The organism is Mycobacterium sp. Dal123C01 (assembly GCF_052566995.1).
On record NZ_CP199580.1, the window covers coordinates 5,378,660 to 5,403,661 of the forward strand.

General features: G+C 65.1%; 22 protein-coding genes. 11 read left to right on the forward strand and 11 right to left on the reverse strand.

Going from position 1 to position 25,002, the window contains the following annotated elements; all coding sequences use genetic code 11:
- Positions 1–37: 37 nt before the first annotated feature.
- Complete coding sequence (locus ACTXG5_RS25120) at positions 38–679, reverse strand: TetR/AcrR family transcriptional regulator (protein ID WP_445161364.1); 642 nt, start codon at positions 677–679, stop codon at positions 38–40.
- 115 nt (positions 680–794) lie between these two features.
- On the opposite strand from ACTXG5_RS25120, the gene ACTXG5_RS25125 reads away from it, so the two are divergent.
- On the forward strand, positions 795–2,276 hold the full coding sequence (locus tag ACTXG5_RS25125; RefSeq protein WP_445161365.1) for a cytochrome P450: 1,482 nt from the start codon (positions 795–797) through the stop codon (positions 2,274–2,276).
- Positions 2,277–2,287: 11 nt separating this feature from the next.
- Here ACTXG5_RS25125 and ACTXG5_RS25130 read toward each other — a convergent pair whose 3' ends face one another.
- Positions 2,288–2,842, reverse strand: a complete 555-nt coding sequence (locus ACTXG5_RS25130) for a homocitrate synthase (protein WP_445161366.1) — start codon at positions 2,840–2,842, stop codon at positions 2,288–2,290.
- Between the two features lie 363 nt (positions 2,843–3,205).
- On the opposite strand from ACTXG5_RS25130, the gene ACTXG5_RS25135 reads away from it, so the two are divergent.
- The 3 genes from ACTXG5_RS25135 to ACTXG5_RS25145 all read left to right on the forward strand — a co-directional run bounded on the left by ACTXG5_RS25135 (position 3,206) and on the right by ACTXG5_RS25145 (position 4,221).
- Positions 3,206–3,331 (forward strand): hypothetical protein, encoded by a 126-nt coding sequence (locus ACTXG5_RS25135; protein WP_445161367.1) that lies wholly within the window; start codon positions 3,206–3,208, stop codon positions 3,329–3,331.
- Between the two features lie 360 nt (positions 3,332–3,691).
- Positions 3,692–3,835 (forward strand): hypothetical protein, encoded by a 144-nt coding sequence (locus ACTXG5_RS25140; RefSeq protein ID WP_445161368.1) that lies wholly within the window; start codon positions 3,692–3,694, stop codon positions 3,833–3,835.
- A gap of 197 nt (positions 3,836–4,032) precedes the next feature.
- Positions 4,033–4,221 carry a hypothetical protein gene (locus ACTXG5_RS25145; RefSeq protein ID WP_445161369.1) on the forward strand — a complete coding sequence of 63 codons (189 nt, stop codon included), beginning with the start codon at positions 4,033–4,035 and terminating at the stop codon, positions 4,219–4,221.
- Positions 4,222–4,276: 55 nt separating this feature from the next.
- On the opposite strand, the gene ACTXG5_RS25150 is transcribed toward ACTXG5_RS25145, so the two are convergent.
- From ACTXG5_RS25150 to ACTXG5_RS25160, 3 genes are all read right to left on the reverse strand, one after another.
- Entirely contained in the window at positions 4,277–5,242 is a 966-nt protein-coding gene (locus ACTXG5_RS25150) for an anti-sigma factor RsbA family regulatory protein (protein WP_445161370.1), read from the reverse strand.
- 159 nt (positions 5,243–5,401) lie between these two features.
- The gene (locus ACTXG5_RS25155) at positions 5,402–6,892 is read right to left on the reverse strand and encodes a FadR/GntR family transcriptional regulator (RefSeq protein ID WP_445164586.1); all 1,491 of its coding nucleotides are present in this window, start codon (positions 6,890–6,892) and stop codon (positions 5,402–5,404) included.
- Between the two features lie 21 nt (positions 6,893–6,913).
- Positions 6,914–8,107: a thiolase family protein gene (locus tag ACTXG5_RS25160; RefSeq protein WP_445161371.1), complete on the reverse strand. Its 1,194-nt coding sequence runs from the start codon at positions 8,105–8,107 to the stop codon at positions 6,914–6,916.
- Between the two features lie 66 nt (positions 8,108–8,173).
- Between ACTXG5_RS25160 and ACTXG5_RS25165 the strand changes: the two genes are divergently transcribed.
- Positions 8,174–8,524, forward strand: coding sequence for a Zn-ribbon domain-containing OB-fold protein (locus tag ACTXG5_RS25165; RefSeq protein ID WP_445161372.1), 351 nt, complete (start codon positions 8,174–8,176; stop codon positions 8,522–8,524).
- Between the two features lie 18 nt (positions 8,525–8,542).
- Here the strand turns inward: ACTXG5_RS25165 and ACTXG5_RS25170 are convergent, their stop codons facing one another.
- On the reverse strand, positions 8,543–10,720 hold the full coding sequence (locus ACTXG5_RS25170; protein ID WP_445161373.1) for an acyl-CoA dehydrogenase: 2,178 nt from the start codon (positions 10,718–10,720) through the stop codon (positions 8,543–8,545).
- 124 nt (positions 10,721–10,844) lie between these two features.
- Positions 10,845–11,603 (reverse strand): SDR family NAD(P)-dependent oxidoreductase, encoded by a 759-nt coding sequence (locus ACTXG5_RS25175; RefSeq protein ID WP_445161374.1) that lies wholly within the window; start codon positions 11,601–11,603, stop codon positions 10,845–10,847.
- A 111-nt stretch (positions 11,604–11,714) separates the two neighbouring features.
- Between ACTXG5_RS25175 and ACTXG5_RS25180 the strand changes: the two genes are divergently transcribed.
- The 5 genes from ACTXG5_RS25180 to ACTXG5_RS25200 are packed head-to-tail and all read left to right on the forward strand — an operon-like array spanning position 11,715 to position 18,901.
- Entirely contained in the window at positions 11,715–13,256 is a 1,542-nt protein-coding gene (locus ACTXG5_RS25180) for an ATP-dependent DNA ligase (RefSeq protein ID WP_445161375.1), read from the forward strand.
- A 37-nt stretch (positions 13,257–13,293) separates the two neighbouring features.
- Positions 13,294–15,555, forward strand: coding sequence for a carbon starvation CstA family protein (locus tag ACTXG5_RS25185; protein ID WP_445161376.1), 2,262 nt, complete (start codon positions 13,294–13,296; stop codon positions 15,553–15,555).
- Positions 15,556–15,600: 45 nt separating this feature from the next.
- Positions 15,601–17,124 carry an Hsp70 family protein gene (locus ACTXG5_RS25190; protein WP_445161377.1) on the forward strand — a complete coding sequence of 508 codons (1,524 nt, stop codon included), beginning with the start codon at positions 15,601–15,603 and terminating at the stop codon, positions 17,122–17,124.
- A gap of 19 nt (positions 17,125–17,143) precedes the next feature.
- Positions 17,144–18,022, forward strand: coding sequence for a polyphosphate kinase 2 (gene ppk2, locus ACTXG5_RS25195; protein WP_445161378.1), 879 nt, complete (start codon positions 17,144–17,146; stop codon positions 18,020–18,022).
- Between the two features lie 51 nt (positions 18,023–18,073).
- Positions 18,074–18,901, forward strand: a complete 828-nt coding sequence (locus ACTXG5_RS25200; protein WP_445161379.1) for an oxidoreductase — start codon at positions 18,074–18,076, stop codon at positions 18,899–18,901.
- 6 nt (positions 18,902–18,907) lie between these two features.
- Here the strand turns inward: ACTXG5_RS25200 and ACTXG5_RS25205 are convergent, their stop codons facing one another.
- From ACTXG5_RS25205 to ACTXG5_RS25220, 4 genes are read right to left on the reverse strand one after another with little or no spacing between them, the layout of a single operon-like run.
- Entirely contained in the window at positions 18,908–20,044 is a 1,137-nt protein-coding gene (locus ACTXG5_RS25205; RefSeq protein WP_445161380.1) for a flavin-containing monooxygenase, read from the reverse strand.
- A gap of 17 nt (positions 20,045–20,061) precedes the next feature.
- Positions 20,062–21,654, reverse strand: coding sequence for an AMP-binding protein (locus ACTXG5_RS25210; RefSeq protein WP_445161381.1), 1,593 nt, complete (start codon positions 21,652–21,654; stop codon positions 20,062–20,064).
- A 23-nt stretch (positions 21,655–21,677) separates the two neighbouring features.
- Positions 21,678–22,403 (reverse strand): alpha/beta fold hydrolase, encoded by a 726-nt coding sequence (locus ACTXG5_RS25215; RefSeq protein WP_445161382.1) that lies wholly within the window; start codon positions 22,401–22,403, stop codon positions 21,678–21,680.
- Positions 22,404–22,413: 10 nt separating this feature from the next.
- The gene (locus ACTXG5_RS25220) at positions 22,414–23,595 is read right to left on the reverse strand and encodes an acyl-CoA dehydrogenase family protein (protein ID WP_445161383.1); all 1,182 of its coding nucleotides are present in this window, start codon (positions 23,593–23,595) and stop codon (positions 22,414–22,416) included.
- Positions 23,596–23,874: 279 nt separating this feature from the next.
- Here ACTXG5_RS25220 and ACTXG5_RS25225 point away from each other — a divergent pair, with 279 nt between their 5' ends.
- Positions 23,875–24,906, forward strand: coding sequence for an AraC family transcriptional regulator (locus tag ACTXG5_RS25225; RefSeq protein WP_445161384.1), 1,032 nt, complete (start codon positions 23,875–23,877; stop codon positions 24,904–24,906).
- Positions 24,907–25,002 lie beyond the last annotated feature (96 nt).

The window sequence follows — 25,002 nt, forward strand, 5'->3', positions numbered from 1 at the left end:
GACGGTGACGATACCGCCGGTAACGGCCGGGCCCGCGTTATGCCCGGGCGCCACTCCACAACGAGTTCAGCCACAACTGTTCGAGAAGCCGGACGCGACGGTCGATGTCGTCGTCCGCTCCGCCGATAAAGGCCGGGTCACCGGTCAGCATCAACGCGGTGGTGCCGGTCAGCGTGCGCACCAGCGTCGGAATGTCGTCGCTGATCGGGTTCGCGGTCCCGGCTTTGATCTCGGCGTCGACGATGGCGACGATCTCGCGCACGACCACCTCGAACTGCTGCTCGAGAATGCCCCGGATCTCGATATCGGTGTAGCGGGCGGCATTACAGGCCGTCATCACCGGGTCGTTGTGCGCGTAGACGGCGGCCGCGCTGCCCACCATCCGCTTGGCGAACTGCTCCGGTGACTCGTCGGGCTGACGGGGAGCAAAAAACTGCGTGAGTTCTTCGAGCTCTTGGGTGGCCTCGGCCACGATCTGGGCGAGCACCGCGTACTTGGAGTCGAAGTAGAAGTAGAAGCCGGATCGGCCCACCCCGGCGCGAAGACTGATGGTGCTGACCGACAGCTCCGCGAACGGCCGCTCCTGCAGCAATTCACGCACCGCGGCCATGATCGCCTGCCGGTGCTTATCGCCACGTCGCCGCGTCGCCGGCTCGCCCGGCTCCGCGTGGCTGCTCATCCCCTGACCTTGCACCACACTCCTCCAAATACAAACTTGACAGCCGTCAACTTCGTCCCGAAGGATAGTGGCAAGTGACGGAGGTCACCAGCCCCGGGTTCGCAAAGGAGCGTTCATGCCCGCCACCATCAGCACCCCGCAATACCTGCTCGACCAGGCACGGCGCCGGTTCACCCCGTCGTTCAACAACTTTCCCGGCATGGGGATGGTGGAACGCAAGCTGCTGAACACTCAATTCCCGGAGCGCAAACTCGCCGACCCACCACCGGGCAGCGAGCTCAAGGCTGCTATCGGCGACGCGGGGCTGCCGGTCCTCGGCCACGTCATCGAGATGCTGCGCGGCGGACCCGACTATCTGAAGTTCCTCTACGAGACCAAGGGCCCGGTCGTCTTCGGCGACTCACCCGTGCTCCCGGGCATCGCCGCGCTGGGCCCGGACGCCGCCCAGGTCGTGTACTCCAACCGCAACAAGGACTACTCCCAGCAGGGCTGGGTTCCGGTGATCGGGCCATTCTTCAACCGCGGCCTGATGCTGCTCGACTTCGAAGAGCACATGTTCCACCGGCGGATCATGCAGGAGGCGTTTGTCCGTTCCCGGCTGGCCAGCTACGTCGAGCAGATGGACCAGGTGGTCTCCAAGACGATCTCCAACGACTGGGTGGCCAACGACGCTCGCTTCCTGCTCTACCCGGCGATGAAGGAGCTGACGCTCGACATCGCCTCGATGGTGTTCATGGGCCACGAGCCGGGCACCGACCACGACCTGGTGACCAAGGTCAACAACGCGTTCGCGATCACCACCCGCGCGGGCAACGCGATCATCCGCACCCCGGTGCCGCCGTTCACCTGGTGGCGGGGCCTCAAGGCGCGCGAACTACTGGAGAACTACTTCCGCGAGCGGGTGCAGGAACAACGCGCCAACCCGGGCACCGACCTGCTGTCGGTGCTGTGCCTGACCGCGGACGACGACGGCAACAAGTTCTCCGACGAGGACATCGTCAACCACATGATCTTTTTGATGATGGCCGCGCACGACACCTCGACGTCGACGGTGACGACGATGGCCTACAACCTGGCCGGACACCCGGAGTGGCAGCAGCGTTGCCGCGAAGAATCCGACCGGCTCGGCGACGGGCCGCTCGACATCGACTCGCTGGAGAAGCTGGAGACACTCGACCTGGTGATGAACGAGTCGATCCGGCTCGTGACGCCGGTGCAGTGGGCGATGCGGCAGACGGTGCGCGACACCGACCTGCTGGGCTACTACATCCCTAAGGGCACCAATGTCATCGCGTACCCCGGGATGAATCACCGGCTACCCGAATTGTGGACGGACCCACTGAAATTCGACCCGGAGCGGTTCACCGAGCCGCGCAATGAGCACAAACGGCACCGCTACGCGTTCACACCGTTCGGCGGGGGCGCGCACAAGTGCATCGGAATGACGTTCGGGCAGCTGGAAATCAAGACGATCCTGCACCGGCTGCTGCGCAAGTACCGGCTCGAGCCACCCCGCCCGGGCTACAAGTGCGAGTGGGACTACGGCGGCATGCCGGTGCCGAAAGACGGCATGCCAATTGTGTTGCGCCCGCTATGAACTCGCGCCGGCTAGGCAGCGTCTTTTTCGCTGCCCAGCCGATTGGCGCAGGCGATCAGCGCGCGCAGCGCCGACTGCGTCGGATCCTCGGATAGGCCGAGTGCCCACTCGGCGCGCAGGCCATCGCTGCCGCAGATGAAGGTGGCGGTGCCCTCCCGCGAAGCCATCTGATGGAATTTCAGTGTCTCGATCGCGATCCCGCGCTCATGCAGCATCGCGGTGAGTGCGGCGATCGGACCGCTGGCGGCAGCGGTCGAGCTGCTGAGGCAATCGCCGACGGCGATCATCGCCCGGAAGTTGCGGGCTTGCGCACCGAGCCGCCCGCCGCGTCCCTCGGTGTCCGTGCACGCCCAGTACCCCAGCCGCAGCGGGCCGGCGGTGTGGCCGTAGGTCGTAACGAAGCTCTCCCAGGACATCGCGTCGGCCTGTTCGCGCAGGCCACGCGGCAATGCGACGCCATAGTGATCGGCGAACCACGCGTTGGCCCTGCACTCTGGCGCCGGATCGCTCGAGGGGTCCAGCTCTAAAAAGGAGAGTGGCTCGGAAAGAGTCTGTGGAAGGGGCATTGTGTCGGTCTTCTCTGGTCAGCAGGAGCGACCGACGGGTAGTAGCTTCCGACCCACAGCGGGGGGTCGGTCTGGATCAGACCCCGCTGCGGGTGCTGGCTACTACGGCACTCGTGAGAAGACGCACGAGCGCGACAGTAGACGCCGCAGGTCGATAGTGCAACTTCCTTTAGCGCTACGCGGCCGCCCGATCGCCAATTGAATTCAAATGCCGTGAATGGTCTGGTTAAACGCTTAAGCGCACTGCGCGCCGCGCTGGAACTCAATACCCCGCAATAGGTTTACATGTGTCGAATAGTGGCTATCCCGACGTCGCCTCAGCCGCGCGCGGCTATGCATCCCCCTCAGATGAAAGGCACGACAATGGAGTCGACGGTAGCCGAGAAGGCCCGTGAAGCGGCGACGGTGGCCATCGGGCTGATCGAAGTGTTGTTGGTTCCGACTCGATTGTCATCAGCGTGGGAACGGGTAGCTGCAGCGGAGAGCTAATCACCGTCGCTCCGAATACCGAGTCACGAGTCGCTATCCGGTCGTCGCGTCAGCGCAGGGCGCCCGGCCGTTCGACAGATCAATGGCATGACGACGAAGTCGATAAGCGCCAAAACAACCCTTTAGAGCTGCCGCTGCGGCGGGCGGGCTGACCATCTCCCGCTTAGCCGGCCAGGGCTGTCGCCACCGCGGGATGCTCCTCCATTGCTGTTGTGCCAGTGCAGATGTGACAAAACTCAGTCTCAAACGCATCGTGAAAAAGATCACGAAATCTGGTTTACACGTGTGTAACAGGGGGGTATGCGGAGGTGTCCTTAACCGCAACAACGGCTATTTGTCCCCTCTCGGAAAGGCACGACGATGAAGTCGAAGAACGCCAAGAAGACCATTCGAGCAGTAGCAGCAGCGACCGGTGTGGTCGCGATATTGCTGGTACCGACGGGATGCTCGACAGCCGCCGGTGGCACGGGCGGCGGCGGACTGATAACCATCGGCGGCCTTTAGCCAATCAGGGACAAGCTGCACGCTCGCTGCGGGATCATCCCCCAGTAATTCTGCCTGCGTGCCACCTATTCGTACGCTCATTCGCCAGTAGTTCAGATGTATGTCTGTCGGCGACAGCCATGCCTATCTGTTGCTCTACATATGCCTAATCACTAATACGACAAGGAAACGCCAACCCGGCGATGAAAGGGAAGATCATGAAGGGGAAGAGCACTAAGAAATCCGTTAAAGCCGTTGCAGCCGCCGCGGGAGTGGCCGCGGTGTTGCTCTTACCGGGCTGCTCGACAGCTGCAGGCGGCACGGGTGGCACCCTCGGCGGCACCCTGGGCGGAACTGTAGGCGGGGTCACCGGCGGTTTGGGCGGCATTCTCGGCGGGATCCTCTAACCGACGGGCAAGGCGGCCCGCCAGGAACCTCGGTTCCTGGCGGGCCGCCTTCCTATTACCCGATTGGCCCCGGCGCGGCATCCATTCGCAGGTATGCCTGAATCGTCGTCCCGGTACTCGCGGTGTGAGTGCGCACCAGATCCGAGATGGCATTGACCAGAAACAATCCGCGGCTGGCGGGGCCGGCAGGGCCCGGGTCCAAGCGTCCCACCAGCGGGTCGTCGATCCACCCGCTATCGCGCGCCTCGCACACCAGATGGTCGTCGTCGCGCCAGAAAGCCAGCCGGCAGGCGCCGTCGGTGTACATCAAGCTGTTGGTGGCCAGCTCCGTGGCGACCAGCTGCAGATCTTCGATGCCATCCTGGGACAGTCCGACCCAACCGGCGTAGTTGACCGCGAAAGACCGCGCCGGCCGCAGGTCCGCAGACCTGCGGACCATGTAGGTGACGGCACCCGGATTGGCGGCCAGTGGCTGATTGCACTGCGCCAGCACGTCATCCGGCGCGTAGTCGGGGCTGGGTTGCAGCGAACCGCCCTTCCACAGCAGCGGGTGGGTCGCACGGGCGCTCGCCAACACGTCCTCGTCCAGCCTTTCCGCGTCGTAGAGACACAACGCGGTCAGCTGGCGGCCTTCGAACGCGTGGTTGACCAGCGCCTCATGCTGCATGCAGGCCAGAGACTCGTCCGTGCTGCGGCCGGGCCAGAAAACCTGGCTGACAATGCGCGCGCGCCGGTCGGCGTTCTCTTCGACGAAGGAGCCCTCCAACGCCAGGAACCGGCTCGGGTTGCGGCCGGTCTCGGCGATGTCGACCATCTGCAGTCCGGCGGTCGAGCCCTCGCCACCCAGCGCATCGCGCAGCAATGCCAGATACTCGCCGGGAACCGCGACCAGTACCGGCTCGTCTAACGCCAAACCTTCGAGCACGAAGCGAACCACAGCCTCCACGTACTCCCGTTGGGAGTAGTAGAAGAGCGCGGAATGAACGAAGCCTTGTCGCCCGTCCTCCGCGCCCGTAGTCATTTCGAAGCTCCTGCTTTCCATCACCAATGCCAACCCCCTGCTGGACCGGCCGTCCTGTTGTCTGTCTGCACTTCTCAGTTACTCATCCCAATACCCCGGACTTGCGTTCCCTACGCAGAGAAGTGATCACAAACCGGCCTCGGATGGACGCGGCGTGCGTCACAGCCACCACGAGGCGGCGGCGTCGAGATGACGACGGGTGCGATAGCGCGCCAAGCTGTCGTCGCCGACCGCGATCGCGTCGAGAATCCGTAGATGGGCGTGCTCGACGGCGACGACGTCGTCCCGCGCCGGTGGCTCCTGTCCGGTGCTGGACCAATGCCGGCGAAATAACTCGACGATGATCCGCAGGAACAGGTCCAACAGGGCGTTGCCGGCCAGTTGCGCCAGGCCGATATGGAACCGAAATTCCTCGGATGTTGCTTGGCGCGCATCATCAGCGGCGTGCAGGTTGTCGTCGAGGGCGGCCCGGTGGTTGTGCAGGAAGGCGGCCACATCGGGTTCGGTGCGCCGCTTCACCACCTTGGCGACGTTGTCGATCTCGATGGCGTCCCGGACGCAACGCAGGTCCTCGCGGCTCGGCTTCCGGAATTGCAGGTACAACGCGATGGTGTCGATGCTGGCTTGCGCATGGGGTTTTGTGACGACCAGCCCGCCACCGGGTCCGCGACGCATCTGCGCGACCGAGTGATATTCGAGCAGCCGCACCGCCTCGCGCAACACCGCGCGGCTCACCTGGTAGCGCTGCAGCAACGCCGTCTCGGTTCCGAAGACCGAACCGATCTGCCAGTCGCCGGAGCCGATCTCCTCGCCGATGCTGGCCGCCAGCACCTCGGCCATCTTGCCGCGCGGTAATTCCGTGTCGGCCGGCTTACGTCGCCGGCCGGCGCGGGCGACCCGGCCACCGCTGCGGCCCGCGTCGTCCCCGCGGTGATGCTCTTGCAGCCAGGCGGTCACCGCCTCCACGTGCCGCTCGGACAATGTCTTGGCACGCGCGGAATCTCCAGCGGTGACCGCGGCAACGATTTCGGAGTGATCGCTGTGCATGTAGTCGAGCGCCTCGATGGCCTCATTCGCCGAGTCGGTCCGCGACCGCAGGGCGTACCGCGTGGTAAGCCTCATCAACACGTCGATAAACAGTTGTAGGACAGGGTTTTTCGATCGTTCCGCCAACGCGATGTGGAATTCGTCCCGCGGCGCGGGCAGACCCGGCCGCCACTCTTCCTCCGCGCGCAGCACCCCGCGCAGCCGCACGATGCCGGCTTCGTCGATCCGCTCCGCCGCGAGCGAGGCCGCCAACGGCTCGAGCACCAGCCGCGCGTTGAGCAGATCGCCGAGCGTGGTGCCCAGGTACTCGAGATAGATGACGACGGCGCGGGTCGCTGGTCCCGCGTCGGGCTCACTGATCAGCAGCCCGCCGTTGGGTCCGCGGCGCGTCCGGGCCACCTGATGGTGCTCGACCAGGCGAACGGCCTCCCGCAGCACCGATCGACTCACCCCATAGCGTTGTTGCAGAGCGTGTTCAGAACCCAGCGACTCTCCGACAGGCCAGCCCCGGCGAACAATATCCGCCTCGATGTCCCGGGCAATCGTCGAAGCCAGCTTTCGTGTCCCGCCCGCGCGCGACGCGGGGCTTACCTGAAGCTCAATACCGCACTCCCACAAGCTGTCTCAACACGTGAGCAGCATGCAACCCGCGACGGGGCCCCCGCCCACGGAAACCACGCCGACCTCTGGGCGTTGCGACACCTGCCGCTCCCCCGCTTCGCCGCGCAACTGCAGACACCCTTCGTGCAGCGCCCAGTAACCGTGCATGCGGCCCGCCGAGAGTTGGCCGCCGTAGGTGTTCAGCGGCAACTCACCGTCGCGGGCGATCCGCGCGCCCCCCTCGACAAACGGACCGGCCTCGCCGTCACCGCAGATCCCCAGGGCCTCTAGCCAGGCGATGGTGAGATAGGTGAAACCGTCGTAGAGTTCGGCGAGGGCGAGGTCGGCGGGTTTCAATTCGGTGCGTGACCACATCTGCGCCGTCGCATCCGACATGGCCATCTTCGGATAGTCGTCGCGGTGGAACCAGCCACCGGCGCCGTTAGACCCGCCGATCGCCTCCACCCGCACCGGCCGGTGCGGGCAATCGGGGGCGTACTCCGCATTCGACACCACCACTGCGATCGAGCCGTCGATGGGCACGTCGCAGTCCAGCAGCCCGAACGGCGTCGACACCAGCCGCGCCCCCAGGTAGTCGGCCATCGTCATCGGCTCGCGGTAGACCGCAAGGGGATTCAGCGCGGCGTTGCGCCTGCCGTTGAGGGCAAGCCAGCCCAACTGCTCCTTGGTGGTTCCGTACAACTCCATGTGCCGGCGGCAGTTCAGCGCCAGCCAGTTGGCAGCGGAATAGGCCTGCGCCGCAACCAGATCGTTGACATCGTCCATCGCACCGACAGCCGGCTTGGCTTCGCCCTCGGGAGTCTCGAACATCCGGGCAAGCGGCGGGGCGGGCGCATTTTCGTCCGGCTTGACCGGGACTGTGCCACCGAGCATTTGGATGGTCCGGTACACCACAACGTGCCGGGCGCGTCTCTCGGACACCGCGCGGCATGCCGACATCACCGGACTCAGCAGTCCGCCGGTACCGAACCCGGCTCCGCAATCCGCCGCCTCGATGCGTAATTCGGCGTTGACCTCCGCGGCTGGCGTGTCACCCAACGTGGCGATGCCGTCGATGTCGGCGGGCGCCAATCCAGCGTCGGAGATGGCCCCGCGCACCGCCTCCATGGTCAGGTCGCGCCCCGGGATGCCGGTACGGCGGCCGATCCGCGAAATGCCGATACCGGACACGATCGCGTTTTTTTCGAAATACGTCATCTGCACCGCCCATCAGACCGAACCCGTCATACCCACACCGAACCAATAGAGTGTACTGTATTGCCCGTGTCAGCCGAGTCGACATCAGAGCTGCTCATCGAGCATTGCGACGATTGCCCGCGCTGGGTGCATCCCGCGGCAGGCGAATGCCGGGAGTGCGGCGCCACGCTCGTCGCGCGGCCGGTCTCCGGACATGGCACGGTGTTCACCTACACGGTCAACCACCACCCGTATAACCCGGAGATCCCCGTCCCTTACGTGATCGCGATCGTCGAACTCGCCGAACAAAGCGGGCTGCGCTTGGCCGCCAATATCGTTGGCTGCGAGCCAGATTCGGTGACGTGCGGGATGCCGGTGCATCTCTGGCCCGAGAAGGGTGCCGGCGGGGCGCCGTTGTTCGCGCCGACCGCCGGCTGACCGGCGCTAGCAGCCCTGCTAGTTGATCAGCGGGTCGCGCGGCATGCCGAGAATCCGCTCGGCGATCTGGTTTCGAGTGACCTCCGAGGTGCCGCCGGCAATCGCCATGCCGCGTGCACCCATGATCAGCCGGCCCGGCGCCGCGCCGGGTCCGTCGACCAGCGCGACCTCGGGCCCGGTCAGGGCCGCCATGATCGCGGCCCCCTCCACCATGTGATCTGCCAGCTTCAGTTTGGTGACGTTGCCTTCCGGCCCCGGGCCCGCACCTTCGACGCTGCGGGCCACCCGGCGCAGGTTGAGGAGCCGCAGCGCGGTTTCGTTGGCCAGGTAGGACCCGACCCGGATATCCGCGCCCGCCAACCGATCTGCGTGCTGTTGGGCCATCTCTACCAGCGCGGTTGCCAACCCCTCGTAGAACGACCCGCTGCCGCCGATGCTGACCCGCTCGTTGCCCAGCGTCGCCCGCGCGACCGTCCACCCTGAGTTGGGCGCCCCGACAACGTCTTCGTCGGGGACGAAGAGGTCGTTGAAGAACACCTCGTTGAAGTCCGAGCCGCCGGTGATCTGCCGCAGCGGTCGCACCTCGACCTCGGGCGCCTTCATGTCGACGATCACCGTGGTGATGCCGGCGTGCTTGCGCGCATCCGGGTCGGTGCGCACGGTCGCCAGGCCGCGCGCGCAGTAGTGGGCCCCGCTGGTCCACACCTTTTGACCGTTGATCTTCCAGCCGCCGTCGACCCTCGTGGCCCGCGTCTTGATGGACGCCGCATCCGACCCCGCGTCGGGTTCGGAGAACAGCTGGCACCAGATCTCGTCTTTGCGTAACGCCTTCTCGACGAATCTTTCGATCTGCCAAGGAGTTCCGTGCTGGACCAGGGTCAGGATCACCCATCCGGTGATGCCGTAGTCGGGCCGTTTGATCCCGGCCGCACGGAATTCTTCCTCGATCACCAACTGCTCCACCGCATCGGCGCCCAGGCCCCACGGCTTGGGCCAGTGCGGCATCACGTAGCCGGTCGCGATCAGCTTGTCGCGTTGCGCCTGCTTGTCCAACGCGGCGATCTCGGCGGCGTCGGCGTGGATCCGGGTACGCAGCTCTTCGGCCTCGGGAGGCAGATCAAGGCTGTTTTCCCGGACGGCACCCGCCGCGGTGCGCTCGAACACATCGCGGGCGGGTGCGTCGCCGCCGAACAGCGCCGTCGTCACCAGCGCCCGGCGCAGATGCAGATGCGCGTCATGCTCCCAGGTGAAGCCGATGCCGCCATGCACCTGAATGTTGAGTTCGGCATTGCGGGCGTAAGCCGAAAAAGCCAGCGCCGCAGCCACTGCGGCGATGAGGCGAAACTGCGCTTCGTCCTCTGATGAGTCCTCTGCTGCCGCACGCGAGGCGTCCCACACCGCCGCGGTCGCCGACTCCACGGCAACGAGCATGTTCGCGCAATGATGCTTGACCGCTTGGAACGTAGCGATGGTGCGGCCGAATTGCTGGCGCACCTTCGCGTAGTCGACTGCGGCATCGACACAGTCGGACGCTCCGCCCACCGCCTCGGCGGCAAGCAACGTCCGCGCCCGGGCCAACGCCGATTCCCGCGCCCCCGAAATGATGTCGTCGGGAGCGACCCTGACGTTCTGCAGACGGACGCGTCCGGAACGCCGAGTCGGATCGAGGTTCTCGGGCACCTCGACAGAGACACCGGAGCGGCCGCGGTCCAGCAGCAACAGGTCGTCACCCGCGGCGATCACCAGCAGCTCGGCGAGCCCGGCCCCCAACACGACTCCGGCTTCACCGTCGGCGACACCGTCGGTGATGTGCACCCGGCTGTCCAGGCCGATGCCCGCGGTGACGGTGCCGTCGATCAGGCTGGGCAGCAATCGCGACTTTTGTTCGGCTGTACCGTCTTTGGCGATCACCGCCGACGCGATCACGGTCGGGACGAACGGCCCCGGCGCCACCGCGCGGCCGAGCTCTTCGATCACCACCACGAGTTCGGGCAACCCGTAGCCGGAGCCGCCGTATTCCTCGTCGACGTGCAGGCCGAGCCAGCCGAGCTCGACCAGGTTATGCCAGAACGGAGGCCGGGATTCGTCGGCCGCGTCGAGCAGCGATCGCGCCGCCCAGCGTGCCTTTTGCGAGGTCAAAAACGACCGGGCTACTTCGGCAAGTTCGCGATGGTCGTCGGTCAATGCGATACCCATGAGGGCCCTCCTCGCGCCGCATTCCCAGCGGGGACTGGTTTGGTTGGCCTGCCCCGCTCCGAGGGGAAGCGGGGCGGCTACTTAAAGAGTGTACTTAATGCGAGGAGGGCACCTGAGGGGGCGTCTACTTGGGCGCGAACCGCTGTCCCGCGTCCAGCCGCAGGCATTGGCCGTTGAGCATCGGGTTGTCGACGATGGCCGCGGCCAGCTTGGCGTACTCCTCGGGCCGGCCGAGTCGCTTCGGGAACGCCGCGTCCCTAGTCAGGGCCGCCGCGAACTCGTCCGGAATGCCCTGGGTCAGCCCCGTGGCGAACAGGCTCGGAGCGATGGCCAGCACCCGGATGCCCAGCGATCCCAGGTCACGCGCCATGGTCAGGCACATGCCCGCAATACCCGCCTTGGCGGCGGTGTAGGCGACCTGCCCGATCTGGCCCTCGTAGGCGGCGATGGAAGCGGTGTTGATGATGACACCGCGCTCTTCGTCTTCGGGCTCGTTCTTGGCCATGTGCGCGGCCGCCAGTCGGCTGATGTTGAAGGTGGCGATCAGGTTGAGATTGATGACGGATTGGAAGGATTCGAGGTCGTGGGGGCCCGTCTTGGTCATCGTCCGCTTCGCGATGCCGCCGCCGGCGGTGGTGACCACGACGTGCAGGCCGCCGAGCTTGTCGACCGCGGTCTGCAGCGTTTGCTCGGTGCCGGTGTAGTCGGTGACGTCGACCGGGTAGAACGAGCCGCCTATGCCCTCGGCAACAGACTTACCATCGGAACCCTCGCGATCGAGGATGGCGACATCCGCACCGCGCTCGGTGAGCAGCTCTGCTGTGGCACGACCCATTCCCGACGCGCCGCCGATGATGACGGCCTTCTTCCCATTGATCTCCATCCGGCCTCTCCTTTTTGGGTTGTCAGATCCTGTGCAATCTGTAACGTTACGTAGGAACGCTAGCGTGTCCGCTCGGGCTGGTTGTCACCGAGCCATGCCAAGCTGACGACCGTGCTCCTTCTCGACGTGGTAGCCACGTCTGCTGACGTCGGCGCCACGTCGTCACGGCTGACCAAGGTCGCGCGGATCGCCGACCTGCTGACCCGCGCAGCACCCGACCCCGCATTGGTCGCGATCGTCGTGTCCTGGCTCTCCGGTGAGTTGCCGCAACGTCAGATCGGCGTGGGCTGGGCGTCGTTGCGGTCCCGACCGCCGGCGGCTTCGGCGCCGGAGCTCACCGTCACCGGCGTGCACGCCACCTTCACCGAGATCGGCGACGTCTCGGGCAAAGGATCACAGGCACGGCGCGCCGAACTCCTGGCGAGGCTGTTCGCCGCCGCGACCGAACCCGAGCAGGCGTTCCTGGTGCGGCTGCTCGGCGGCGGACTGCGCCAGGGCGCACTGGCCGGGATCATGACCGACGCCGTCGCCAAGGCCGCCGAGCTCCCGGCCGCCGCGGTGCAGCGCGCGGCGATGCTGGGCGGGGATCTGCCCACGGTCGCCGCAGCCGCCCTGACCGGTGGCCCAGTAGCGCTGCAGGCATTCACCCTACGGGCGGGCCAGCCCGTCGGCCCGATGCTCGCACAGACCGCGACCAGTGTGGCCGACGCGCTCGAACGCCACGGCGGCACAACGATCTTCGAGGCAAAGTTGGACGGTGCACGAGTGCAGATCCACCGCGCCGGGGACGCGGTCACGATCTACACGCGAAGCCTGGACGACGTCACTGCCCGGCTGCCCGAGGTCGTGGAGGCGACGCTGGCGCTGCCGGTGCACGACCTCATCGCCGACGGGGAGGCGATCGCGCTGCGCCCCGACAACCGGCCGCACCGCTTTCAGGTCACCGCATCACGGTTCGGCCGATCCGTCGACGTCGGCTCGAAAAAAGCAGGAGCCCAAGCCGCGCAGCCGCTTTCGGTATTCTTCTTCGACCTCCTGCACTGCGACGGCGTCGACCTGCTCGACGCGCCCACCACCGACCGGCTGGCCGCCCTGGACGGGCTGGTGCCGACCCGACACCGGGTCGACCGGTTGGTCACCGCCGACCCCGGTGCCGCCGCGGCTTTCTTGGAGGCGACGCTGGCCGCCGGTCACGAAGGGGTGATGGCGAAGGCACCCGGCGCGCCCTACCTTGCCGGCCGGCGCGGGGCGGGCTGGCTCAAGATCAAGCCGGTACACACGCTCGACCTCGTGGTGCTCGCGGTGGAATGGGGTTCGGGACGCCGAGTCGGCAAGCTGTCCAATATCCACCTGGGCGCGCGCGATCCGGCCACCGGCGAATTCATCATGGTGGGAAAGACTTTCAAGGGCATGACCGATGCCATGCTGGACTGGCAGACCGCGCGGTTCAGCGACCTCGCCATCGGATCGATGGACGGCTACGTCGTCCAGTTGCGCCCCGAGCAGGTCGTCGAAATCGCGCTTGACGGCGTGCAGCGCTCGACGCGCTACCCGGGCGGTCTCGCGCTGCGGTTTGCCAGGGTCGTGCGCTACCGCGACGACAAGAGCCCGGCCGAAGCCGACACCATCGACAACGTCCGTGCGCTGTACTGATTCTCCCCGGGCGACGAACTGCCCGCCGTCGTAGGGTTTGACCGTGACTGTGCACGACAAAGACGTCAGCTACATCCGTACCGACGACGACTTGCCACCGGTTGCGATCATCGACCGCTCCCCCATCACCGTCGGGCACAAAATCGTCTTCAGCATCATCGCGGTGATCGGTGCGATCGCCTGGGCGTTCATCGCGTTCGTTCGCGGTGAAACGGTGAATGCCGTCTGGTTTGTGGTCGCGGCGGTGTGCACGTACGTCATCGGATTCCGGTTCTATGCCCGGTTGATCGAGATGAAGGTCGTTCGCCCGCGCGACGACCACGCCACACCGGCCGAAGTTCTCGACGACGGCACCGATTACGTGCCGACCGACCGGCGCGTGCTGTTCGGCCATCATTTCGCCGCCATCGCCGGGGCCGGACCGCTGGTGGGTCCCGTGCTGGCCGCCCAGATGGGCTATTTGCCCTGCAGCATCTGGATCATCTTCGGCGCGGTATTCGCCGGAGCGGTGCAGGACTACTTGGTGCTGTGGATTTCGACCCGGCGCCGGGGCCGGTCGCTGGGCCAGATGGCCCGCGACGAACTCGGTGCGACCGGCGGCGGCGCCGCCCTGCTCGGGGCCTTCGTCATCATGGTGATCATCATCGCGGTGCTGGCACTGGTGGTGGTGCGGGGACTGGCCCAGAGTCCGTGGGGTGTGTTCTCCATCGCGATGACCATCCCCATCGCCATCTTCATGGGCTGCTACTTGCGGTTCCTGCGTCCGGGACGGGTGGCCGAAGTGTCACTGATCGGCTTTGCGTTGCTCATGGCCGCCGTGGCTTCCGGTAACTGGGTCAGCGAAACATCTTGGGGCGCATCCTGGTTGAATCTGTCCGCGGTCATGGTCTCGTGGTTGATCATCATCTATGGCTTCGTGGCGTCGGTGCTGCCGGTGTGGTTGCTACTGGCGCCGCGCGATTACCTGTCGACGTTCATGAAGGTCGGCGCCATCGCGATGCTGGCGCTCGGTATCTGTATCGCGCATCCCGTCATCCAGGCGCCCGCCGTCTCACGGTTCGCGCACAGCGGTGACGGGCCGGTGTTTCCCGGCGCACTGTTCCCCTTTCTGTTCATCACCATCGCGTGCGGCGCGCTCTCCGGATTCCACGCGCTGATCTCGTCCGGGACGACACCGAAGCTGCTGGAGAAGGAAAGCCAGATGCGCTTCATCGGCTATGGCGGCATGCTGACCGAGTCGTTCGTCGCCGTCATGGCACTGATCAGCGCGGCGATCCTCGACCAGCACGTGTACTTCGCGCTGAACGCCCCGGCCGCGCAGACCGGCGGGACCGCGGCCACCGCGGCGCACTACGTCAATGGGCTCGGGTTGTCGGGCGCCCCGGCGACCGCGGAACAGCTCAATCAAGTCGCCGCCGGCGTCGGCGAAAAGTCGATCGTGTCGCGCACCGGCGGAGCCCCGACGCTTGCGGTGGGCATGTCCGAAGTACTGAACCGGGTTTTCGGCGGCGCGGGCCTCAAGGCGTTCTGGTATCACTTCGCGATCATGTTCGAGGCGCTGTTCATCCTGACCGCTGTCGACGCCGGCACCCGGGTCGCGCGTTTCATGTTGTCCGACGCGTTGGGCAACCTGGGCGGTCCGCTGGCCAAACTGCGGAACCCGAGCTGGCGCCCGGGCGTATGGGTCTGCAGCCTGGTCGTGGCCGCGGCATGGGGCAGCATCCTGCTGATGGGCGTGACCGATCCGCTCGGTGGCATCAACACACTGTTTCCGCTATTCGGTATCGCCAATCAGCTGCTCGCGGCGATCGCGCTGACCGTCGTCACCGTGATCGTCATCAAGAAGGGCCTGCTGAAGTGGGCATGGATTCCGGGGGTTCCACTGCTGTGGGATCTCACGGTCACGCTGACCGCGTCGTGGCAGAAGATCTTCTCAGCGGATCCGGCCATCGGCTATTGGTCACAACATTTCCAGTACTCCGCCGCCAAGGACGCGGGCAAGACCGCATTCGGCTCGGCCAAGAATGCACATCAGCTAGACGACGTCATCAGGAACACCTTCCTGCAGGGCACCCTGTCGATTCTTTTCGCGATCGTGGTGATCATCGTGCTGGCCGCGGGAATTATCGTCGCGTTCAGGACAATTCGCGGCGGCGGCAGGCCGTTGACCGAGGATGAGCCGATTCCGTCGAAGATGTTCGCGCCCTCGGGCCTGATTGCCACCGCCGCGGAGCGGGAGGTGCAACGGCAATGGGACGCGCCGCAGGCATCAATGTCCGGCGAACGCCACGCCGGTTAAATCAGTAGTCCCGAAGTTCGCTGCACCGCCCTAAGATTGTGCGGAATGAGAGTCGGTATCGACTTCGGCACCACCCACACAGTCGTCGCGCTCGTCGACCGGGGCAACTACCCGGTCGTCTCGTTCGACGGAGTCGATGCCTGGCCTTCGCTCATCGCCGCCAACGCGGCCGGGGAGTTGCGATTCGGTGTGGACGCCGCTGCCGTCCGCCACCAGCCGGGTTGGTCGGTGCTGCGATCGATCAAGCGCCTGCTCAACGATGGCGGACCGCAAACCGAGGTGACGCTGGCCGGCCGCAGCTACCGGTTGGCCGAACTTCTCACCGGCTTTCTGGCTCAGCTGAAAAGCGATCTTCTGCAGCGCTCCAATGGCTGCCTGACACCGGGTGACACCATCGAGGCGGCCATCAGCGTGCCCGCCAATGCCTCCAGCGCCCAGCGCCTGCTGACGCTGGATGCCTTCGTGGCGGCGGGTTTTCACGTCGTCGCGCTGCTCAACGAGCCGTCCGCGGCGAGCCTCGAATACGCGCATCGGTACCGCTCCACCATCACCGCCAAACGCGAATACGTCCTGATCTACGACCTTGGCGGAGGTACCTTCGACGCGTCGCTTCTCAAGATGACCGGGCACTCGAACGAAGTCGTACTCAGCGAAGGCATCCAGCGTCTGGGCGGAGACGATTTCGACGAGGCGATTGTGCGGCTCGTCCTGGACGGTTCGAAGCTTCCCGATCCGGATGCCGCCGCACGCGACCTGCTGAAGGAGGAATGCGCGGCTCGCAAGGAGGCCGTCGGGCCGCAGACGCGTCGCTTCCTGGCGGACATGGCGGCGATCGATGACAAGGTCGATCGGCCGCCGTTTTCGTGCGGCATCGACGACGTCTACTCGGTATGCGCGCCGCTCGTTACACCGACGATCGAACTCCTCAACCGCATCCTGCGCGACCCGACTCAGGGCAGGGACGTGGCGTGGTCCGAGGTCGCGGGCATCTACGTGGTGGGCGGGGCCGGCGGCTTCCCCCTCATCTCCCGGATGCTGCGCACCACGTTCGGCGACAAGCGTGTGAAACGCTCACCGCACCCCTTTGCCGCGACGGCCATCGGTCTCGCCGTCTTCCTCGACAAGGAGTCCGGTTTCGCGTTGTCCGAACGCTTTTCGCGACACTTCGGAGTCTTCCGCGAGGCCGAGGCGGGCGCCGACGTCGTCTTCGATCCGATCGTGGGCAAGGACGCCGCACTGCCCGCCGACGGGGATACGCCGCTCATCGTCAAGCGGACATACCGTGCGGCGCACAACATCGGACATTTCCGCTTCGTGGAGTGCAGCCGCCTCGTCAACGGCCGTCCCGACGGGGACGTGACGCCCTACGATCCGGTCCTCTTCCCCTTCGACCCCGCCCTCTACGACCGTGACGACCTCGGGCGCCAGCCGGTCGGGCGGCGCACGGACGGCCCGGACGTCGAGGAGCGCTACGTCGTCGCGCCCAGTGGCGCGGTGGAGGTGACGCTCACGACGCAACCGGGCGGCTTCATGCGCACCTTCCGCCTGGAGCGATGTGCCTCGGCATAGCCGGGGATAACGTCGGACTATGGCGGAGATTGATCTCGAGGCCCTGTCCACTCCGGATCACGGATACACGGTCGATGACAACGATGACGACGATCCGGTCCTGCTCGACCGCGAGGGCAATCATGTGCAAACGTGGCGCGAGCGCTATCCCTACGACCACCGGATGCCGCGCGACGAATACGAGCACTTGAAGCGGCGGCTGCAGATCGAGCTGCTGAAGCTGCAAAACCACGGCAAGCGCACCGGCACCCGACACGTAATCCTGTTCGAGGGTCGCGACGCGGCGGGCAAGGGCGGCACCATTCAGCGATTCATGGAACACCTCAACCCACGCGGCGCGCGGGTCGTCGCGCTCGAGAAGCCGACCGAGCGCGAACAATCGCAGTGGTATTTCCAGCGCTACATCACCCATCTGCCGGCCGGCGGCGAAATGGTGCTGTTCGACCGGTCGTGGTACAACCGCGCGGGCGTCGAGCGGGTCATGGGATTCTGCACCCCCGAGGAACACGCCGAATTCGTGCAGCAGGCACCGCTTTTCGAAGGAATGTTGGTCGCCAACGGGATCGACCTGACCAAGTTCTGGTTTTCTGTGTCACCCTCCGAGCAACGCACCCGGTTCGCGATCCGTTTGGTCGACCCCGTACGGCAGTGGAAGTTCTCACCGATGGACATGGAGTCGGTCACCAAGTGGGACGAGTACACCGCCGCAAAAGAGGAGATGTTCAAGGCGACCGATACCGACATCGCCCCGTGGATCGTGGTGCGAAGCAATGACAAGAAGCGGGCCCGCATCAACGCCATGCGCCACGTTCTCGCCAAAACCGATTACGACGACAAGGATCATGAGCTTGTGGGTGAGCCGGATCCATTGATTGTGGGCCGCGCGTTGACCGACTGAGCTCGACACGATGCCGGCGCTGACTGCGCCACGACTGAAAGAAGACCGCCCATGCCCACCTGGCTCATCACCGGCTGCTCGACCGGACTCGGCCGCGCCCTCGCCGACGCCGTCATCGGTGCCGGCCACAATGCCGTCGTCACCGCACGCGACGCCGCAAAGGTCGCGGATCTGGCCGACGCCGCACCCGATCGGGTGCTGCCCATCGCGCTCGACGTCACCCAGCCCGATCAGGTCGGTTCGGCCGTGCAGCAGGCCCAAGAGCGGTTCGGCGGCGTCGACGTGCTGGTCAACAACGCCGGTTACGGTTATCGCGCCGCGGTCGAAGAGGGTGAGGACGCCGAGGTCCGCACCCTGTTCGAGACGCACTTCTTCGGTGCCGTCGCCCTGATCAAGGCCGTCCTCCCCGGCATGCGGGCGCGACGCAGCGGCGCCATCGTCAACATCTCCTCGATCGGCGCTACGGTGACGCCGGTGGGATCGGGCTACTACGCCGCCGCCAAGGCAGCGGTCGAGGGCCTCAGTGGTGCGCTTCGCGGCGAGCTGGCCCCTCTCGGTATTTCGGTGACGGTCGTTGAGCCGGGCGCGTTTCGCACCGACTTCGCCGGACGCTCGCTCGTCCAGTCGGCCGCTGCCATCGCCGACTACGCCGGCACCGCCGGGCAGCGCCGCAAGGAGAACGACACCATGGACGGCAATCAGGCCGGCGACCCCGCCAAGGCAGCTGCCGCGATCTTCACCGCCATCGAATCCAGCGAGCCGCCCGCCTTCCTGCTCCTCGGCCCGGACGCGCTGGCCCTGTATCGCTATACCGCGGATGCTCGCACCAGCGAGATCGCGAACTGGGAAGAACTCACCAGCGGCACCAACCTCGACTGAACGGCGTCAACGCCGATCGGCACCGGCGATGCGTTTCGCGAGCGCGCGCGATTGTTTGGCCACATGACCGATCAACGCGGGCCGGGTCAAAATCCCGTGGAAGTACAGGCCTTCGGCAGCGGATGACGGCGACAACTCAATGGGCACACCGTCGGCAGTGAGCACACCCAGATGGCCGGCCAACGGCTCCAGTCCCGTCCGGTAACCCGTCGCCGCGATGACCACGTCGGGGCTGATTCTGCTGCCTTTCCTGCTACCTCCGCCAAGCACTACGTCGCTTCCTTCGAACGCGGTCACAGCACCGACAACCTCGACCGACCCCTCGCGGATAGCGTCGATGACCTCGGCATCGACGATGGTCGGCGCAACGTGCAGTCGATGCGCTCTGGCGAACGGACCCTCTGCGGGAATCGGCAGACCGAACTCGCTGAGATCGCCGAACGCCCGAAGGCGGGCAGCGGTCGCGATCCGATCGGATAATCGTACCGTCAAGTGGTACAACGGGATTGAGAGAAGATCATTGGGAAGTCCGGCAGGAGCGTTGCGCGGCATGATGTTCGGTGCAGTGCGCACCGACAGCCAAACCTTCGCGGCCGCAGCGGTGCTCAGATCGTGGGCGATCTCCATACCCGACGATCCCGATCCGACAACCAGTACTCGCTTGCCGGCGAACGGCGCCGGATTGCGGTAGGTGTACGAATGCGACAACTCACCGGCGAAGCTACCCGGCCAGTTCGGTATGACCGGGGTGTGTAGATATCCGGTGGCGACCACGACCTGTCGGGCCTCGATCTCGCCGTTGGATGTGCACACCAACCATCCCGACCGGTGCCGGTCGATCCGCTCTACCGCGGTGTTGACCCGTAGCTCGACGCCCTCTTCGCGGACATGCCTTTCGAAGTGCCCGACGACGTGATCGCGGCTCGGATAGAGCGGAGTGCCTTTCGGGTAGCGCCGTCCCGGCAGGTGTGAGAATTGCCGACCGGTGTTGAGTTTGAGCCGGTCGTACCGGCCGCGCCACGCTGCCGCCACGTCAGCGCCCCGCTCGAGAACGAGCGACCGGGTGCCCAGGTCGCGAAGGCTCAGTGCCGCAGAGATTCCCGCCGGGCCGGCACCGACGATCACGACGCCACGGTCACGCATATGGTGTGAGCTTTCGTTCAAGCGGATCGCGGGGTCCGTGAGCGCAGATCCTTGCGCAGAATCTTGCCCGTCGGCGACTTCGGGATCTTGTCGACGAACTCGACCTGACGAATCTTTTTGTAGGGCGCCACTTTTCGGGCAACGAAGTCGATGATCTGATCTTTTGATACCGCGACCTCGCCCTGCCTGACCACGAACGCTTTCGGAATTTCTTCGCCCGAGACATTGTTGATGACACCGACAACCGCGACATCGGCGACGCCCGGGTGGGTCAACAGCAGCGCTTCCAGTTCGGCGGGTGCGACCTGATAACCCTTGTACTTGATCAGCTCCTTGAGCCGTTCCACGATGTACACGCAGCCTTCGGCGTCCACCCGCGCCAAATCACCGGTATGCAGAAAGCCGTCGGCGTCGATGATCTCCGCGGTCGCGGCATCGTTTCCCAAATAGCCCGCCATCACGTTGGGTCCGCGAAAGCACAGCTCACCTGGCTCACTCAAGCCAGAAGAAGGAAGCGGTATTTCGGCCCCCGTCTCGATGTCGACGAGCTTGCTCTCCGAGTTCGGCACCGTCCACCCGCATGAGCTCAGCGGAGCCGCCCTGCCCGCGGGATGCCGGCCTTCCAGCGGAATCGCGTGGCTGGCGGGGCTTAGTTCGGTCATGCCGTACGCCTGCACAATGCGGCATCCGAGTCGATCCATCACCACCTTGGCCAGTTCCTCGTCCAGCGGCGCGGCCGCCGAGGTGAGGGTGTGCAAGGACGACAGGTCAAAGGAATCAACCATCGGGTCCTTGGCCAACGCCACGGCCACCGGCGGCGCGATATAGGCCTGTGTGCAGCGGTATTTCTGGATGGCAGCCAGAAACTCGCCCAGGTCGAAAGCCGGCATGACGATCAGCCGGGCCCGGTCCCGCAGCGCGGCACACAAGAGCCCGGTCAATCCGTAGCTGTGAAAGAACGGAACCACCGCGAGGAGTGTCTCATCGGGGCCCGCGCCCGAGAGTGGGTGAAGTTGGGCTACGTTAGCGACGAGATTGCGATGGGTCAGCTTCACCCCTTTGGGCTTTCCGGTGGTGCCCGAGCTGAAGGGAAGTACCGCCACGTGTGTCGCGGGATCGAAGTCAACCTTCGGACAGCCGTTGCCCGTTGGGATGATGAGATCGTCATCATCGAGAAGCAGCACATCACCGCTGGAAAGGCCCACCGCGGTCGCCGCCTCCTCGGCCTGCGTCCGCAATCGTGTGGCCGCGATCAACAGTCGGGCGCCCGAATCCCGTAACTGACGGGCGATCTCGTCCACGGTGGCCAACACATTCATGGTCGTTGCCGTCGCGCCCGCCCGCAGAATTCCGTGCACGGCGGCCGCGAACGCCGAACTGTTGGGCGACAGCAGACCCACCACGTCCCCGACACCGATTCCGCGTTGAATCAACGCGGCGGCGCAGCATTCGATACGGGTGACCAGCCCGCCGTAGCTGAGTTCGGTTCCGGTTGCGGTTTCGACAAGGGCGACGCGATCGCCGTCGGCATCATCGAGGTCACCGAAAACGTAGTCGTACACACTGGTGTCCGGGATGACGACGTCGGGAAACGGACTGACAAAATTCATGATTCCTCCGCATTAAGGGTGGTTCAGTCTCGGCCGGCTTCGATGATCTTGTCGGCCAGAGCAAGTGGGTTGGAGAAGACGACCTCGTGGCTGCCCGGCATTTGGACGAGTCGGTGCAACCCGAGCCGGCTGGACATTCGCGGATGCCACGCCCACTCACCGGGCGGCATCACCGTGTCATCGGTGCACACCAGGTAGCTTTTCGGCGTGTTCAGTGAGTAGAACTTCTTCAGGTCTAGGGGTTCGAGAAGCTGTTGGAACGGTTCGGGCGAGAGTTGGTCGTAGGCCCAGCGTGCCGTTTCCAAGTCCGCGTCGTTGATGAAAGCCTCTCGCCACAACTCAAAGGGCAGCGTCACGGTGTTGTCGGACGACTCGGCCGCCAACTGCGCCAGTGCGCCGCGCTGGACCGGTGGAAAAGCGTCCAGCATGCATTCGCCGTCGTTGAGCACGAATCCGCTGTAGAACACCAGTCGCCGAATGCGTTCCGGAATCGACTCGGCAACCTTGCTGATGACGGTGCCACCGTAGCTGTGACCGACTAGCACGATGTCGGTCAGCCCGTTATCGACGATGAAATCCACGATGGACCGCGTCGACTCGGCATGGGTCACGGCTTTACCCGCAGCTCGCCCGTGACCAGCCACTGTCGGACCGAATGCTTTGTGGCCCAGGTTATTCAGGCGTTCGATAACGCGGCCCCAGGCCGAGCCGTCACGGCATGCTCCGTGAACCAAAACGAAAGTCGACATCCTTACCTCCTCACACCAGCGGGGCGATGCGTTCCGGCACGCCCAGCAGTGACTTGCCGTAGATCTCGTAACCGACATAAGTGTTCAGCGCGGCGTGTCGCGCAGCGACATTGGCGTCGCGCCAATATTGCTGCATTGCACTGGAATCGGCGAAGCTGCCCGAGCCATGGACGTTGATCAGGATCTGTATCGCCTCGAGCACTTGCCGGGCGGCGTAGCCACACTGCGCGCGCGCCTGGGCCCGCAGCGGGTATCCCGCGTCGTCGCTGACCATCTCGCCCGCGTCCAATGCGTCGGCGACCTCGTAGGCGTGCAGTCTGGCGGTGCGCAGCTTGAGCTGCGCCTCGGCAACCTGTATCTGCACGCCCGCCGAATCACTTTGATGGACAAAGAATGTGTTCGCCAGCGACTTCGACGGAGCCGTCTTCAGCACCAAGTCCGCGGCCGCTTGGCCCAGACCGAGCAACGGCCCTACCAAAAGGAGGGCAGCCGTCGGAGCCAACGGAAGCTCATGTTCGGAATCGCTTCCCGACATCCGTCCGTTCGTCAGTGTGCCGAGTGGGATCGCCCGGTGCTCCGGCACGAAAACCTCTTCTGCCAACAATGTTTGGCTTGCGGTGCCGCGCATGCCGACTGTGTGCCAGGTGTCGCGCAGTCGCACCTCGGACGCCGGCACGAAGCACAGGAAGGACTCGACGTCGCCATCGTCGCCACCGGGCACGATGACACCGATTGACGCCCAGTCGGCATGCGGAGCTCCCGATGCATACGACCAGCTTCCGCTGACCGAGAACCCGCCATCGACGCGGCGCGCCCTACCCGGGGCCAGTCCGCCGGCGATCCGGGAATCGGGCGAGCTGAAGATCTCGGATTGGGCCAGCTCCGACCCGTGCCTCGCCACGACAGCGGCCCCAGCTCCGATGCTCACCAGCCACGCCGCTGATGCATTTGCCTGGCCGAGCGTTTCGGTGACCTCGAGCACCGTCCGTTGCCGGGCGTGCAAGCCGCCGAACCGACGCGGCTTAAGCAAGCGGAAAAAGCCGGCATCGGTCAGGGCATCAATTGCCTCGTTTGGCAGTCTGCGCGTGGCTTCACTTGCCAACGTGCTTTCGCGAAGCAGTGGCTGCAATCGCACCGCATTCGCCAACAATTCCTCATGCGCTGCGTGACATTGCGTTGACGTGGTTGTCATCTCACTCCGATCGCGTATACGAAATCCGTTGTCGGATAACGCTTTCACAGCAAGGCTAGAGCCGCTAGAGCCGCGAGACCTCTAACCAGTACAGTTCGCGCAACGTTTGAGACACTTTGCTACGCGTACCGATGCACGGGCTCTCACCGGGGCCGGTAATCCCGGTTTGCAATGTCATTAATGTGACGTCCGCCACATTAGCGATCCGTACAAGCACCCGCCGCGAATGCCCGAGTAGTCCGGTCAGCGGAATACGAAGCAGGAGAAGCGGAGTTCGAAATGGGCGAGAAAGACAGACCGCCGAATATTGCCGAACGCAAAGTCACCGACTCGTTGAATCAGGTCGCCAAATTCTTTCCATGTCTACAAGCGGTTGGGGCTTTTGACCCCACCAAGCCGTTCTTATTGAGCCAACGTGCGGGAACGCTCGGACCGATAACCGTGCTTGACCTCACCCTCAACGTGGATACCTGGATCCGCTGCACCAACGACCGGCCGTTCTACCAAGTCAATGTTCTTGCATCGGGAAAAATGGAGTTGGTACACCGGGGCTACTCGATTAGCTATGAGCCCGGGGTGGCAACGATTCTCTTACCCGAGGGAGAACTCAATGTTCCCCGGTGGCGAGCAGGCTGTCGAATGCTGTCGTTGCGGGTGAATCGGAATGCCCTCGAGGACGTTCTCAGCGAAGCGCTCGGACGGCAACTGACAACACAGATCGAGTTCAAGCCGTGCATGGCCACCGGCAAGGGCGCGGCGCGCAGCTGGATGCATATGTTCAGCGTGTTCGCTCAAGAGCTCTTCCGCGCCGACAGCGCGCTGAGTCAACCGCTTGTGGCCCTGCCATTCGTGGACAGCTTGCTGCATGCACTGCTACTCGCGGCGGACCACCCGTATCGGTGCGCTCTCGCAGAGCAGACTAAACTTGTTGCCCCCCAAGCTATTCGTCCTGCAGTGGACATCATCGAGTCGGAGCCGCATCTGCCGCTGACGGTCACCTCCCTGGCGGCTGAATGTCATGTCAGCTCACGCGCCCTGCAGCAGAGTTTCCTTCGCCATATGGGCATGTCTCCGATGACTTACCTTCGGCAGGTCCGGTTGAGCCGCGCACATCAGGAGCTGCTTGAGTCCGATCCCTCGGTCGACACCGTGGCCTCGATCGCCAGGCACTGGGGATACACCAATCCCGGACGGTTCGCCGCCGCACACGCCGCCCGGTACGGCGAAAAGCCGGCGGCCACGCTACGTCGGTCGCGACGGGCAATCCCCGTCTCGCAGCTCAGGACTCCAGCACGCGCCGTCACGGCGTAGCCGCCAGCCCGGTGGCTGCGCCCCAATGTTCCTCTACCCCATGCATGTTCGTTACGCGTCCCGAACCGTGCGTCTTCTGTTCACGTTGTTCAAACC